This window comes from Ktedonosporobacter rubrisoli, from assembly GCF_004208415.1.
Taxonomy (GTDB): domain Bacteria; phylum Chloroflexota; class Ktedonobacteria; order Ktedonobacterales; family Ktedonobacteraceae; genus Ktedonosporobacter; species Ktedonosporobacter rubrisoli.
Genome location: NZ_CP035758.1, coordinates 4,274,542 through 4,289,641, shown reverse-complemented (window position 1 = coordinate 4,289,641; position 15,100 = coordinate 4,274,542). Strand labels below are relative to the sequence as shown.

Below are 15,100 nucleotides of genomic sequence, written 5' to 3'. Positions count from 1 at the left end.
GACAAAGATAGCAAGAAAATTGGATCCTGAGAGGATTATATATGGGTCGGAGAAAAACATATGAGGGCTAATGCTGGAGGCCGGCAATCTCTCTTGCTTCTTTGCGACTGCTAATATTGAGCTTGCGATAGATGCTCTGTACCTGGGTCTTAACCGTATTTACAGAGACAATCAAAGTTTGCGCAATCTCAGGATTGGAATAGCCAGCGAGCAATAAGCGCAAGACACGTTGTTCCTGCGCGCTAAGAGGCTCGATCTGAGGAATAGCAAATGAATTGCTGGTGAGTGATAGATCTTGTCTTGCTTGTGGCCCTGCAAGCGCCTGGAGTAATGCTTGCAAGTAGGAGGTGGGTAGCTCCTTGCGCAATATTGGTAGGAAGAGGCCAAGCATAGTTATCATTGGTGCTCCCTCATCCAGGAAGAGACGTATATATCCCTGGGAACTTGCATAGAGCAGGGCTTCTTTGAGCTGCTGGCGAGCGCTGTCAGTATGTTCCCTGGCAAAGTGTGCCAGGGCTTTGAGAATGAGGATCTCTAGCTCGCTTCTCATTCTCCCTTGCTGATGAGCTTTATGTTGCCATCTCGTGAGCGACTGAAGTGCCTGGTTGCTGTTCCCTTGAGCTATCTTGAGGCGAGCCAGTAAAAGCGCCTCTTGTTCTTGTTGTAGCCCTGGCATATGTTCCCGATCAGCAGCACCGATGGTTGCCCAGCGCTCCGTAGCAGCCAGGTCACCGCAGGCGAGCGCCAGCCGGGCCTGCCAGAATAGAATTGTTCGGCGGTGTTGAGGCGAGTTTTTTAGTTGTGAGCGCGCAAGGAGCGTGTATAAGCGCTTTTGAGCTTGATTGTGCTCTCCACGGGCCCATTCGATATTCATCAAGAGAAGGCTTGCCTGAAACAGGAGCGGCTCATCGGCGTACTGCTCGCCAAGCACGATAGCCTCTCGGGTTTCTTGTTCTGCTTGTTCCAGCGCGTTCCATTCATAGGAAAGGCGGGCCAGGCCCAGCAAGGCTTTGCCTCTGAAGAACTGCACTTTTTCGGCAGCCTCATAAACCGTTCGATAGAGCGCGGCCGCCTGGTGGAGCTCGCCCTGCAGACAGCAAACCTCGCCCTGAGCAAAGAGGCCTGCGCGCACGGCCTGCTCATTGCCGCTAGCTTCAAAAATAGCTTGAGCTTCCTGTAAGTAGCGATGCGCTGTATATACGTGGCCTGCGATAAATTCTCCCACCCCTATGAAGCGTAAACACGTGCTTCTCCATTGTTGGGCTTTTTCCGGGAGATACGCTAAAGCCTCTCTGGCAAGGCGAGCAGTCAGGATGAGGTTGCCCTGTAGTTTGATGGCCATAATAGAGCGGAAGGCAAGTATCTCGCCCAGTCCACTGAGATTGTTGTTGGCGCGGAAAGTCCCCTCAGCAAGTTGTAGCGCAGTTTCTATCTGCTCTATACGGGCCGTAGATTGTTGTTGGAGCGAAAAGAGTGCTACAGTAGCAAAGCTCAGACAGAGCTGGGGATGCTGCTCAAGGATGGCCACTGGTAAGGTATGCAGCCAGCGATACAAAGTATGATACTCGGCCATCTCGCAGAAGAAGGCCTGATCCCCGAGAAGTTTCTGGATGAGGGATGCGGCCTGGGCAAACTGCTGAGCAATCAGCAGCGCTTCGATGGCCTCCGGGAGCTGGTTGTGCTGTTCATACCAGGCGCTGGCGCGTAGGTAGCATTGCTTTAAGGCCTGCTGGCCCAGACGATGCCTGGCTTCATTCTGCATGGCCTCGGCAAAGAGAGGATGGTAGCGGTACCATTCGCCTACGTCATCGAGCGCTTGCAGGAAAAGATTAGTTCGCGCAAAAACTTTTAGCAGCTGTTCGCTATCGTTTCGCTCAGTTACCGCATCGCAAAGCGAGGCTGTCAGGCGTGTTAATGTGCTGGTCTGCAGGAGAAAGCTCTGCAGCGGCTCTGCCTGTGTTGCGAGCACTTCCGCCACAAAATATTCAAGAATATGGCGATAGTTGCCGGAAAAATTAGCGAGAAAATGCTCGATCTCCTGCTGGTCTTCTTTATTCTGTAGGGCAAGCGTCACAAGGCGTAAACCTGTTGCCCAACCTTCGATATGTGTATTGAGTTGTTCAATGGTTGCCAAAGGGAGCTGGAATGAAAGCGTTTGCTGAAGAAAGGCCTGGCTCTCGCCCTGAGAGAAACGGAGATCAGTGGCCTGTAATTCACAAACTTCGCCCCTGGCGCGTAGACGCGCTAATGGTAGCGCTGGCTCAGTTCGCGTGAGGATGATCAAATGAAGCGATTCTGGAAGGTGATCGAGGAGAAACGCCAGGCTCTCATGTAGTTGAGGAGCGGTAATCACATGATAATCGTCAAGGATGAGTATGCCAGCCTGGGAGCGTGCAGAGAGCTCGTTGAGAAACAATTTGAGAACAAGCTCTAAGGTTGGTTGTTCAAAAGATGGCTGCGGGGCTGTACGTAGAAGAGTCAGCGCTGTTTGCTCGCGCTCGGTCTGACCGAAGTGCTGGCAGGCTGTCATGACATAGCTCCAGAAAAGCACAGGATCATTATCTCCTGTGTCTAGAGAGATCCAGGCGTGTGGTTGCTGGCCGCGCTCCGCAAGCCACTGGCTTACAAGCGTGGTTTTGCCAGCACCGGCAGGCGCGCAGACGAGGGTCAATTTACGTTCCAGGCTGGCATCTAGCCGACTTAGCAGATGAGCGCGCGCAATGAGATTGGTATGTAAGCGAGGAGGGTGAAGCTTTGGCGCAAATAACAATGTAGTTTGTTGGGCAAGTGTAAGAGCCGTATCAGGCTGCTGTTCTGCCTGCCAGGCTTTATTTTTGCTCAACAGTTCTGATGCTTGTGGAATGAGGCCCGCGTTTTCTCTGGAGATATGTTGCTTAGTTTCCGAACCTTTGAGCGTGGCGCTAAGCGCTTGAGCTGTCTTCTCCAGATGGGCAAGGGTAAGATCTTCCTTTCGGCCGACATACTTTTTATGCGTTTTTTGGCCATGATTGCGATAGGCATACCAATAGCCAGATCTACGGGATCTTGACTCTTGACGCAAGGTGAGGTGGCCATGCCGTCCCTGAAAGGAAAAAGAGGTTTCGGTTAGCAATTGTACGGCTGCAGGTCCACTCTCGGTTGACAAGAGTTGATAGTAACCATTGCTACCCTGCTTGTACCATTCATATATGTTGCGCTCCGCTGACCAGATCAGCGCAAATTGTGCTGCTTTTGGCATCGTTCTCTTTGGCTATTTTATTACCCAATATGGGCGAGTATAACAGAAGAAATAACCGGTGTGCAAGTATGATAGCTGCTATACCGCGAGCTAGCGCGGCGGAGGAAAATTATACCCTACTGGCGCTCCTCATCTGCCCTGCTGCGAAACGCTGATCTGGCTTCAAACGTGTATGTAGCTGATGAGAGCTCGGATTCATCTATTCTATCTGGAAAGGATGGGTATAAGAGAGCTGATAGCTAGCTTCTATTGGCTTAATGAGGCTCTGGCCTTGATAGCTGGAAACGGGAAGGTAATCTAGCAATAACTTTTGTCATAGAACATATTTGGCCAAAGCTATATTCTGGATTCATGCCTGGGGAGGCATGACGGAAGCTGTAAAGTATAGATATATGCTGCATTCTTCCATGCTGTCTTGAGAAACAAGATAAATATGGCTTGCAAGGTTTCTGAGACTATAGCGCGGATGAAGAGCAGCAACCTTATAGGTAAATTGCCAGTGGAAAAAAAGCTTCTGCAAAAGATTGCGCCAGCGCGCACTATGCTGCTTCTCACTATTCTTTGTGCTCTCCTTGCGACGCTGGCCACGATTGCTCAAATGGGCTACGTCAGCAAAATTGTGAGCCGCGTCTTTCTGGCTCATCAATCGCTTGAGCAAGTAGGCTCGCTACTTCTGTTTTTGCTCATCGCTATTTTTATACGTGCTGTATTGCTCTGGCTGCGCGAACTCGCTGCACAGCAAGGAGCTATTCGGGTCAAGATCGCTTTGCGTAAGAGCCTGTTCAGGCAGCTGCTTCAGCTCGGACCGGCTTTTAGTCGAGGGGAGCGGACGGGAGAATTGGTGCTGACGCTCAGCGAAGGGATAGAGCGCCTCGATGCCTATGTCAGTCGCTATCTGCCCCAGATGTTCTTGAGCGTCTTGATTCCTCTTCTCATTGTCGCCGTTTTATTTCCTCTGGATTGGACAAGTGCTTTACTCCTTTTGCTCACAGCTCCTCTGATTCCGCTCTTGATGGTTCTGGTGGGTAGCTATACGGAAAAGCATATTCAGCAACAGTGGACGGCCTTAGCTCGCATGAGTGCACATTTTCTTGATAGCGTTCAGGGACTTATGACGTTGAAACTTTTCGGGCGTAGCCGGGCAGAGTGCGAGCGTATCGAACGTATGAGTAATAGTTTTCGTGATAGGACGATGCGCGTTCTGCGCCTGGCTTTTCTCTCCGGGACGGTCCTTGAATTTATGGTGACGATGGCTATTGGACTGGTCGCGGTGACCCTGGGAATACGTTTGTTAAATCATGGAATCTCCTTTGAGAATGCCTTTCTGATCCTCTTGTTGACACCCGAGTTTTACCGCCCATTGCGCGATCTGGGAACGCATCGCCATGCGGGCATGGAGGGTAAGGCGGCGGCTCAACGCATGCTTGAGATTCTGGAAATGCCTGTGGCTATGCCAAAGGCTGAAAGGTCTGCCGGGCTTTCGTGCTCAGCCCTGGAAATCGACTTTACCGGGGTAAGCTATCTTTATCCCAACATTACAAAGCCGGCTCTGCACAATATTTCTTTAAGCTTAGCGGCCGGCACCTGTACGGCTCTGGTAGGACGGAGTGGGGCCGGTAAGAGTACGCTGGTCAACCTGTTGCTGCGCTTTATTGAGCCGAGCGCTGGCCAGATTTCTGTAAATGGTATATCGCTTGCAGCTTTAGGCATAGAGGAATGGCGCAAGTATGTGGCCCTGGTTCCGCAAAGGCCTTATCTTTTTTATGGCAGCATCGAGGAAAATATTCGTATGGCGCGCCCCGAAGCCAGCGACGAGGAGGTTCTATGGGCAGCCAGGCAGGCTGGCGCTAGCGACTTTATTCAACGGCTACCAGCCGGCTTTGCTACTCAGATTGGCGAACAGGGAAAGCGTTTGAGCGCTGGACAGGCTCAACGGATTGCTCTGGCGCGCGCTTTTCTCAAGGATGCTCCCCTATTGCTACTGGATGAGCCCGCATCCAGTCTTGACCCGGAAAGCGAGGCTTTAATAAGGCAAGCCTTAGAGCGCTTGCAGCGTGATCGAACAGTCGTCATCGTTGCCCATCGCTATAGCACGGTAGCTCATGCTGATCAGGTTGTGGTGCTAGAGAAAGGCGAGATTATTGAAATCGGCAAGCCTGCAGCTTTGTTGCAGGGCGATAGCACCTATGCGCGCCTGATGGGAAAGCAGAGCGGGGAGGTGAGCTTGAGATGAAGCTGTTTACACGCCTGCTTTCATGGTTAGCTCCATTTGCCTGGCAGATTGTCTTAGCAACGTTGTTGGGCTGCATTATGATTGCCAGCAACGTTGCTTTGCTGAGCATGGCAGCTTATCTGATTGCGGCGGCTGCGATTACGTCGTTACTTATGTTGCTAACGGTACCCATTGCGATTGTACGCTTTGTGGGTGTTGTGCGGCCCTTCTCGCGCTATGCTGAGCGCCTTGTTTCTCACCATATAACCTTTCGGCTTCTGGCTCGCCTGCGCGTCTGGGTATATACCCGTCTGGAGCCGCTTGCACCCGCGCACCTGTTGCGCTATCGCAGTGGGGACATTTTGACGCGTCTGCTGGCCGATATTGATGAGCTGCAAAATATTTACCTGCGTATTCTGTCTCCACTCATTGTGGCCAGTATGATTTGCCTTTTAACCTTTGCTCTCTTTAGCCTCTTCAGCCTCCTCTTAGCCTGGGTGGCCCTGGCCTTCCTGCTGATCGCAGGAGTGAGTGGACCGCTGCTGGCCTGGTTCCTCTCGCGCAAGCTAGGCAAGCAGCAGCTTACCTTACGGGCTCTGCAAAAGGCCCAGCTTGTTGATGGCATCCAGGGTATTCAGGATATTCTGGCCTATGGTCAGTCTACAGCCTATGAACAGAATATCAGGGCCGTAGATGCTGCCCTTGGGCGGGTACAAGCGCGTCTGGCCCAGATCAGCGGCTTGCAGGAGGCGTTAAATGACTTTCTTATGAACCTGGCTCTGTGGGTGATTCTCGTGCTGGCTATTCCTCTAGTGGCCAGTGGCGCGATTAATGCAGTTTATCTCGGCTTTCTGGGTTTATTGATCCTGGCAAGCTTTGAGGCGCTTCAGCCGCTGGCCCAGGCCTTTCAATTTCTTGGGCACTCGCTGGCTGCCGGCAAAAGGTTATTCGAGATCGCCGATGCAGAGCCACCGGTGGTAGAGACAAAGGAGCCTTTGCCCATTGAGGATGCGCCGACAGGTTATTGCCTGGAAGTTGAGCACGTAGAATTTTCTTATAGCCATAATGATAAAGATGTGGTACTCGATGATATTTGTCTGCGTTTACAGCCTGGACAGCGTGTGGCTATCGTAGGTCCCAGTGGGGCTGGTAAGAGCACGCTTGTTAGTCTGCTCTTGCGCTTCTGGGACCCGACGCATGGCCTGATTCGGCTCAACGGCAAGGATATTCGCACCTATGCGCTAGAGGATTTGCGCGCTCTGATCGGAGTAGTGATGCAAGATACTTATCTCTGGCATCACACTCTGCGCAGCAACTTGTTGTTGGCCCGCTCGGGCGCTAGCGATAGCGAATTGATGCAGGTGTTGGAGCAGGCGCAATTGCGTGAATTTGTTAACCAGCTTCCCCAGGGATTAGATACCTTGATTGGCGAACAGGGTTTGCGGCTCTCAGGGGGTGAGCGCCAGCGCCTGGCCGTGGCGCGGGCTCTCTTGAAGAATGCCCCTATTTTGATCCTTGATGAAGTTACGGCGAATCTAGACTATCTCACGGAGCAAAAGCTTCTGGATGCGCTTGATATGTTGATGCGAGAACGCACAACTTTGCTGATCACTCATCGGCTCAGAGCTATGGAAAGGATGGATGAGATCCTGGTTTTTGACTCTGGACATATCAAAGAGCGTGGCACGCATAGCCAGCTCCTTGCGGCTAACGGACTCTACCGGCGTATGTTTGAGCTCCAAAACGGCATACTGACATTCTCAGAGGTATAAATAATGGATGCATCAACAATCCTATCGCGTCTGCAATTTGCCTTTACGATTGCCTATCACTACCTTTTCCCACAGCTTACGATGGGGCTGGCTCTGCTGTTGCTTATCTTGAAAACGCTCTATCTGCGCACCCGTGAGGAGAAGTACAACGACTCGGTTCACTTCTGGGGCAGAATTTTTGCTGTCACTTTTATTGTCGGCGTGGTGACTGGCATTCCCATGGAGTTTCAGTTTGGGACGAACTGGGCGCGTTTCTCGGCTTTTGCCGGAGATATTATTGCCCAGACCCTGGCGATGGAAGGCGCCTTTGCCTTCTTTCTCGAATCGGCCTTTCTGGGTATTTTCCTCTTTGGTGAACGGTCGCTGGGACAAAAGGTGCATTGGTTCTCAATCTTTATGGTCTGGCTGGGAACCTGGGCTTCTGGTGGCTTTATTATCGCCTCAAATGCCTGGATGCAACACCCGGTTGGCTATACGCTCAGCAACGGGCATTTGCATATCTCTGACTACTGGGCCGTGCTTTTCAATCCCTGGATTATTCCCCAGTTTATGCATACAATGAGCGGAGCAGTCATAACTGGATCATTTTTTATGGCCGGGGCCGGAGCCTATTACCTGCTAACTAAGCAGCATATTGAGTATGCCCGCATTTTTGTCACCCTGGGCGTAATCGTTGGACTGATCGCCAGCATTATTCAGCTCTACCCCAGCGGAGACCTGGAAGGACGGCAGGTGGCTGATTTTCAGCCGACGAAGCTAGCAGCTATGGAAGGCCTCTTTAAAACGGAGCAAGGAGCTGGTATTGTCATCATCGGCCAGCCCGACACCTCGAATGGTCGTCTTGATAATCCAATAATTGTGCCAAAGGTGCTTAGCTTTCTGACGTATCGTCACTGGACCGCTGAGGTAAAAGGCCTGAATGCGTTTCCGGCGGACCAGCATCCCGATTGGATCGATCTGCTGTACTATAGCTATCATATTATGGTTGGCTTAGGCACCTTTTTCATTGCCATTATGGGCGTGGCTTTCTTGCTCTGGCTCTGGCAAAGGCGCCTCTTTGCTACGCGCTGGATGCTCTGGATTCTTATGCTGGCAACACCTTTTCCTTTCCTTGCCAACACTGCCGGCTGGTTTACGACCGAGCTTGGTCGTCAGCCTTGGATTGCCTTTGGGCTATTACGCACTGCTCAAGGCTCTTCGATTACCCTTTCGTCGGGTAACGTGCTTTTTACCTTGATTGGCTTTGCCGGAATGTATCTACTGTTGGGCATTCTCTATATCGTGCTGGTCATTTATGAGACCTTACGGCGCGGTCCGCTGGTGCAAACCCAACAGGCAAAGGCCCCACAAGAAGCTGAGGGGCTGGCTGACGAAGGCTACTATTAGGCGAAGGAGAGAATACGATGCCAACGTTGTGGTTTATCCTGGTTGCATTCATGCTGGTAGTCTATGTAGTCCTTGACGGCTTTGATCTGGGAGCCGGCGTTATTCATTTGTTCGTGGCGAGAAATGATCGCGAGCGACGTATGATCTTACGTGCAATCGGTCCTGTGTGGGACGGAAACGAAGTCTGGATTATTGCTGCGGGAGGAACGTTATTCTTTACTTTTCCACTTCTCTATGCCTCTAGCTTCAGTGGCTTCTACCTGCCGCTTATCATTGTGCTCTGGCTGCTCATTGTGCGCGGAGTATCTGTTGAACTGCGCTCGCGTATTCCAAGTCCCGTCTGGTCTTCTTTTTGGGATGGGCTCTTTTTTATCGGCAGCGCGCTGCTGGCCATCTTCTTTGGCGCAGCTCTGGGAAATGTGATGCGCGGCGTGCCTCTGCACAGCGATGGCTACTTCTTTGAGGCGCTCTGGACCGATTTCAACCCATATAGCACTGATCCAGGGATTCTTGACTGGTATACGATATTGATCGGACTGATGGCGCTGGCTACGCTCATCATGCATGGGGCCAATTACATAGCCGTCAAAACGACACAGGAGTTACAGATCCGTTCGCGGCATGTTGCGCGTGGCGCCTGGGTGGCTACCGCCGTTCTCACTGTGCTTAGCACTATAGCAACTTTCCTGATACAGCACCAGATCCTGGCCAGCTTCCAGGCTCGACCATGGGGAGTTATCTTCCCGTTGCTGGCCTTCATCGGGCTTATCGGCACATTTCTTTTCAACCTGAGCGGACGTGATCTCCCGGCGCTATTTTCCTCGGGAGCTTTCATTGTGGGCATGCTGGCTAGTTCGGCCTTTGGTCTCTATCCACTGGTTCTACCGGCCGTAAATCCCGCCTATAGCCTGACGATTTCTAATGCTGCGGGATCGCTCTATGGGCAGACGGTAGGGCTTGTCTGGTGGCTCATTGGAATTGCGCTGGCCATTCTTTACTTTGTGCTTACCTATCGTCTTTTCTGGGGCAAGATTTCTGAGGCCGAGCTTAACGCACATTAGGGGTATAGATAGGTGTATAGATATGGCAATTTTGACGGAGCAAGGGATATTATTAATAGTAGTAAGGTATTATTTAGGACCTGGCGAAACATTGCTATGCTTGTAGGCGAGATGGAAGAGGAAACAGGCATCTCTCTTGCCAGGCCTTATTATCTCTTGAAGGGGAAGAAGATGTTTAAGACACTGGGACATGCGCTCCTGGGGAGCATGTTTATCGTTGGTGGCGCAGGAGTATTGGCAGAACCCGATGGGCGAGTAGCTAAGGTAGAGGCAGCCGGTATACCGCAACCCCGCCAGGCGACGATTCTCAATGCGACTGTGATGGTGCTGGCCGGATCTGCCCTTGCTATGGGAATTATGCCCAGGCTTTCTGCGGCAATGCTTGCCGCCGCCTTGATCCCAACTACAATGGTTGGCCATCCCTTCTGGAAAGAGGAGGCTACAGCTAATCGGGCCACTCAACGTACCCATTTTATGAAGAATATAGCTATGCTCGGTGGCTTGCTCCTGGTCTTGACGGAGAAAGATGACTGAAGCACCCTGAATTGCAATCCTTCGTAAACCATCCAGCTAACCCCCAATCTCCTGGGGGTTTTTGCTGGGGCGAGATCCATCCATTTCTGCTTGAGAAGGATATACTGGCAATTTTTAATACAGATAGTGCTGGGCTGCGCAAATAACTCTTGCAGCAACTTACTGTTTTGTGGCATACTTATCTCTAGAGACCTTCGGGCAGGGTGTAATTCCCGACCGGCGGTAAGTCTGTATAATATATGTACAGATTCAGCCCGCGAGTCCGCTCGTCAGTACTGCGCTGACACCTGGACAGATTCGGTGCAAAGCCGAAGCCGACGGTATAGTCCGGATGGGAGAAGGTTCATAGCAGGCCATCATACCTTGTTGTATACAGCAGGGCGAGTGGTCATACTTCGACTACTCAGGCCTTTCGTCTCCCTCACATGCCTCCTCAGGTCAGTTGAATTGACGTGTCTCTATGCCTTTGGGCGCAAGAGACGCGCGTCAGTATAGCTACCGAGGGAAATACATGAATATACCTACCTCTACAGAGGAGAACGCATCCTGGAGGATGCGTAAACCATCGTACCTCCGTACATCAGCAGAAGATGAGCGGACATACCAGAAGCGTGTTATTGCTGCCAAAAGAATGGGGCAGATTTTCTCTCTTCTGCCACCCGTCGTTTTAGCGCTGCTCTTATTGGCGATCTGGTCTATTGGAACCACTTCTGGGCAGATTTCGAGCTTGATCTTGCCGGCGCCTGCCGATGTGCTCGATGGACTGCGCAGCGGCCTTACTTCGGGATTGTATTTCAGCAATACCTGGGTTACCGTGCAAGAGAGTGTGCTGGGCTTTCTGATCGCTGTGCTAGTTGCGCTACCCATCGGTTATGGCATTGCCAAGTCTCGTCTGCTGGCTAATGCTATCCAACCCTATCTGGCTGCCGGTCAGGCCATCCCGGCTATCGTGATAGCTCCTTTGCTGGTGCTCTGGCTCGGCTATGGACTGCTACCGAATATGCTCGTCTGCATGCTTGTGGTAATCTTCCCGATGGTAATCAATACGGTACTGGGTATCCAGACCATTGATCGCCTGCTCATAGATGCCGCCAGAGTCGAAGGAGCGTCGGGCTGGTCCTTGCTCTCAAATATTGAGTTTCCTCTTGCCTTGCCATCCATTCTGGCCGCCATACGTACCGGCTTTACGCTCTCGATTACCGGGGCGCTGGTCGCCGAGTTTGTTGGCGGCGGCGATGCTGGCCTGGGCTCTCTAGTTTTGCAAGCACTCCACCAGTACAATACAGCCTTTATGTTTGCAACGTTGGTCGTGTTAGCGGTATTAGCTGCGCTCTATTACGGTGCTACCTGGCTGCTAGTAAAGCTGGCCAGCGTTGTCTACTAGTGTGCTATACTGAAAAATCACACTAGAAATACATGGAGAAATCAAGCGATGTCAACTCGTCATCGTGCGTCTACGATGCTACCCATTTTATCATGTCTGCTCCTGCTGACTTTCTTGTTGGCGGCCTGTGGTGGAGCGCCTGCCGCGACCCAGGGAAATACGAAATCTGGCCCATCAGTAAAGGATGTTTCGATTGGTCTCGGCTATATTCCTGATGTTCAGTTCGCGCCATTTTATATGGCCAAAAGCAAGGGCTATTATAACGCTGCTGGCTTAAATGTTACCTTTCATCACGGCGTTGTGCCCGATCTCATCGGCTCAATGGTCGCGGGCAAGAACGATTTTGTCTTTGCCGGAGGTGATGAGTTACTGCAGGCCCGCGATAAGAATAAAAGTGTCAAAGCTATAGATGTGGCGACTATTTTCCAGAAATATGCGGTAAGCCTGATCGTGCCTGCCGATTCGCCGATTAAAACCCTGGCGGATATGAAAGGCCATACGATTGGCGTTCCCGGACCCTTTGGCTCGACCTATACCGGGCTGCTGGCCTTGCTCTATAAGGCCCATTTGTCGTTGGCGGATGTAAAAGTGCAGTCTATCGGCTTTACGCAGGTGGCGGCCTTGCTTGGGCACAAAGTAGATGCCGTCATGGGCTATTCGAATAATGAGCCTTTGCAATTGCGTAGGCATAATTTTAATGTGCGCACTTTCGATGTCTCGGACTATGTGCCTCTCGTCTCCAACGGGATTATTACCACTGAAGAGACCTATCATAGTCAACCGCAGATGGTGCGGGCTTTTGTGCAGGCGACGCTCAAAGGCTTAAAGGATGTAGTTGCCGATCCCGACAAGGCTATCGAAGTTTGTAAGACCTATGTTCCGGGCATGACCGATACAACCCAGGCCTTAGAAGTGCTCAAGGCTACAATTCCGATCTGGCAGGGGAATGGGCGGCCTGGCTACAACGATAGCGCTGCCTGGCAATCCACTGAGCAGTTTCTCGTTGCCCAGAAGATGATAGCGCCGGTCTCGGATCTTACCCAGGCCTATACAAATCAGGCAGTTGAATAGCCCATCGCGTTTAGGCGATTAGGTTTTGTCGATAAGATGAAAGAAGCGTGGCATTTAATCTCATCTATCTTTTCTCCGTTCTCGGGAGAGAAGGCTGATTGGATCACATGCCACGCTTTTGCATTCAATAAGTTTGATTACTACAGGGCATAAACTGCCAGATCCCGTATGCTTACGCTGGTTCCTGGACTAACAGCCAGACCGATAGAGCCGCTTTTAAATGCCTCATCTATCATATATCCCTGTTGTGTATGTCCATTGTAGTAAAGGGTGAAGGTATCACCCTGGACTGTGATGTTTATGGTTACTGGATTAGTGAATTTGCCTACCGTGCCCCGTTGAACGAGAGTTCCGGCGATCCCTGTAGAGTCGTAGGCGTTGGCTTTATAGTTGCCCTCTGGGTCGATCATAAACGCATATGCGCTTCTCGGGCCCGCTGTCTGGGTACGGAAAAAGATCCCAAACTCTCCCTGAGCGGGAGGATTTATCGTCACCTGGATCATGTAATTAGCAGGCAGCTGCTGCCCCTGTGGCAGTTTGGTAAGGAACGCACCAGCTAGCTGAGCGCCAGTATTGGTGATTTTTGTGGTATGGCCATCACAACTCAGGCTAATACCCTCGTTATCGGTCCATTGGGCCCCCGAACTATCGCATTTTGCTCCTGGCTGGTTGGCTTGAAAGAGAACCGGACCAGTAGGCATAGCAGGCTTAACAGGTGTCTGTTCCTTTACCTGTACAGGTGCGGTCGGCGTAGCGGTTATGTGCTGTGAAGGTGTATTCTTATTACTGTTTGGTGCTGGGTGTGTTGGGGGCAAGAAATGAAGATAAGCCGCAAAGGCGCCCACCACAACCAGGAGCGTAAGTACGCTGCCAAGCAACATCATGCCGATAGAGCGCGATGACCCCGGTCTGCTCACCTGTCGGTTATACTGGACCGGTGGTCGGTTGTCGTAGGTCGGCGTAGGGGGTTGTAGTCTGGGTGTATCTACTCTTTCATTGTGAATAGTGCCGGCGGAAGCTAATACCACGGGCTCTAGCTGAGGATCTGGGAAATCGACACGAGGCGTGGCTTCTGTCAGCGCGGAATGAATATTTTCTTCGCTTGGCGCTCCGCTAGGAGGCGTGGGCGAGGCCGGTATTTTTCGGGATGAGATGCGTGGTTCTGGCGGTTTAGGCTCGCTCTTCTCAGTTTTAGCGGGCGTAACAGGGTTAGGTGGAACCTGCGTTTCGTATGACGAAATACGCGGCTCGGTGCGCTTTTTCTCCGGCGACGGCGTGCCCGCACTCTTATATTTAGCTGTAGCAGATTTCCCCTTTTTCGCCTTAGTAGATCCTTGCTCCTCAGCGGTAGGTCGCGTCTTTTGCTCTTCCGCTGGTGAAAGCGACGGGGCGGTATCTTCTTCTTCGTCGGAAGAATCTATTGCTATGGTTGAGAGCTCGGGCGTCGGTTTATTACGGATAGTGGAAGTTGTTGGCCCTGGAAGCTGTTGCTCTTCGGCACCTACTTCGAAGTATTCGCCATGGACAGCCGCGCGAAGAGCCTGAGCGAGCTCGCCAGCGCTATCAAAGCGCTCTTCTGGCTCTTTGGCGAGAGCTTTCATGACAACTGCTTCGATTTCAGGCGTAATATCTGGATTGAATTCAGCGATAGAAGGGGGCTCTTCCAGCGTATGCTTGATTGCCACTGCAATCGGCGATGCGGCCATAAATGGAACACGACCAGCGAGCATACGATAGAGTACAACGCCAAGGGAATAGATATCTGTGCGATAGTCTAGCGGCTTGCCCGTTCCCTGCTCTGGCGAAATATACTCAGGTGTTCCGACAATGGTTCCCATGCTTGTAAGCGCTGAAAAACCATTACTATCGTGCTCTGTAACGTCTTTGAGCACTTTGGCCAGACCGAAGTCTGCCAGTAGAACCCGGCCATCGGCATGAAAGAGGATGTTACCAGGTTTAAGATCACGATGAATAATGCCTTGCGAATGGGCAAAATCCAGAGCTGATGATGCCTCCTCAATAATGGTAATAGTTTCGTCAATAGGAAGTATGCCGCGCTTCTCCAGCCTATCACGCAATGTGCCACCCGTCACATATGGCATAACAAGGTATGCGAGATCCCCTTGCTCGCCATATTCATAGACCGGCATGATGTTCACATGGTCAAGTGCGGCAATAGCATCTGCCTCGCGCCGGAAACGGGCCAGAAACTGGGCACGAGGTTTCTTCTCAAAGACTAGACCGGGCATAAGAACTTTTACGGCTACAGTTCGCCGTGGTCGTGATTGTTGCGCCAGATACACTGCACCCATACCGCCGCGCCCGATGAGACGTTGGAGTGTACATGTTCCGAGCGCTTGACCTAGTAACTCGCTGCTATCCGTTACCACGCTCGTTGATCCTCTCAAAAAAATATCATGGTAAATTTAGCTTGAAAAAAGA

The 15,100-nt window shown here is 51.6% G+C and carries 9 protein-coding genes and 1 riboswitch; of the genes, 7 read left to right on the top strand and 2 right to left on the bottom strand.

The annotated features are described in order from the left end of the window. Positions 1 to 67 precede the first annotated feature (67 nt). Entirely contained in the window at positions 68 to 3,238 is a 3,171-nt protein-coding gene (locus EPA93_RS18880) for a winged helix-turn-helix domain-containing protein (RefSeq protein WP_129889001.1), read from the bottom strand. A gap of 499 nt (positions 3,239 to 3,737) precedes the next feature. Between EPA93_RS18880 and cydD the strand changes: the two genes are divergently transcribed. From cydD to EPA93_RS18845, 7 genes are all read left to right on the top strand, one after another. Then, positions 3,738 to 5,471 (top strand): thiol reductant ABC exporter subunit CydD, encoded by a 1,734-nt coding sequence (cydD, locus tag EPA93_RS18875; RefSeq protein ID WP_165423244.1) that lies wholly within the window; start codon positions 3,738 to 3,740, stop codon positions 5,469 to 5,471. Then, on the top strand, positions 5,468 to 7,222 hold the full coding sequence (gene cydC / locus EPA93_RS18870; protein ID WP_129888999.1) for a thiol reductant ABC exporter subunit CydC: 1,755 nt from the start codon (positions 5,468 to 5,470) through the stop codon (positions 7,220 to 7,222). Before cydD ends, cydC begins: the two co-directional genes overlap by 4 nt. A gap of 3 nt (positions 7,223 to 7,225) precedes the next feature. Then, a complete protein-coding gene (locus EPA93_RS18865) occupies positions 7,226 to 8,608 on the top strand; it encodes a cytochrome ubiquinol oxidase subunit I (RefSeq protein WP_129888998.1) in 1,383 nt (460 codons plus the stop codon). A 17-nt stretch (positions 8,609 to 8,625) separates the two neighbouring features. After that, positions 8,626 to 9,669: a cytochrome d ubiquinol oxidase subunit II gene (gene cydB, locus EPA93_RS18860; RefSeq protein WP_129888997.1), complete on the top strand. Its 1,044-nt coding sequence runs from the start codon at positions 8,626 to 8,628 to the stop codon at positions 9,667 to 9,669. A 171-nt stretch (positions 9,670 to 9,840) separates the two neighbouring features. Next, the gene (locus EPA93_RS18855) at positions 9,841 to 10,203 is read left to right on the top strand and encodes a DoxX family protein (RefSeq protein WP_165423243.1); all 363 of its coding nucleotides are present in this window, start codon (positions 9,841 to 9,843) and stop codon (positions 10,201 to 10,203) included. A 186-nt stretch (positions 10,204 to 10,389) separates the two neighbouring features. Further along, positions 10,390 to 10,550: riboswitch (FMN riboswitch) on the top strand. Between the two features lie 164 nt (positions 10,551 to 10,714). Then, positions 10,715 to 11,587 carry an ABC transporter permease gene (locus EPA93_RS18850; protein WP_165423242.1) on the top strand — a complete coding sequence of 291 codons (873 nt, stop codon included), beginning with the start codon at positions 10,715 to 10,717 and terminating at the stop codon, positions 11,585 to 11,587. A gap of 48 nt (positions 11,588 to 11,635) precedes the next feature. Further along, positions 11,636 to 12,658, top strand: a complete 1,023-nt coding sequence (locus EPA93_RS18845; protein ID WP_129888994.1) for an ABC transporter substrate-binding protein — start codon at positions 11,636 to 11,638, stop codon at positions 12,656 to 12,658. 140 nt (positions 12,659 to 12,798) lie between these two features. Here EPA93_RS18845 and EPA93_RS18840 read toward each other — a convergent pair whose 3' ends face one another. Then, entirely contained in the window at positions 12,799 to 15,048 is a 2,250-nt protein-coding gene (locus EPA93_RS18840; protein ID WP_129888993.1) for a serine/threonine-protein kinase, read from the bottom strand. Positions 15,049 to 15,100: the final 52 nt, after the last annotated feature.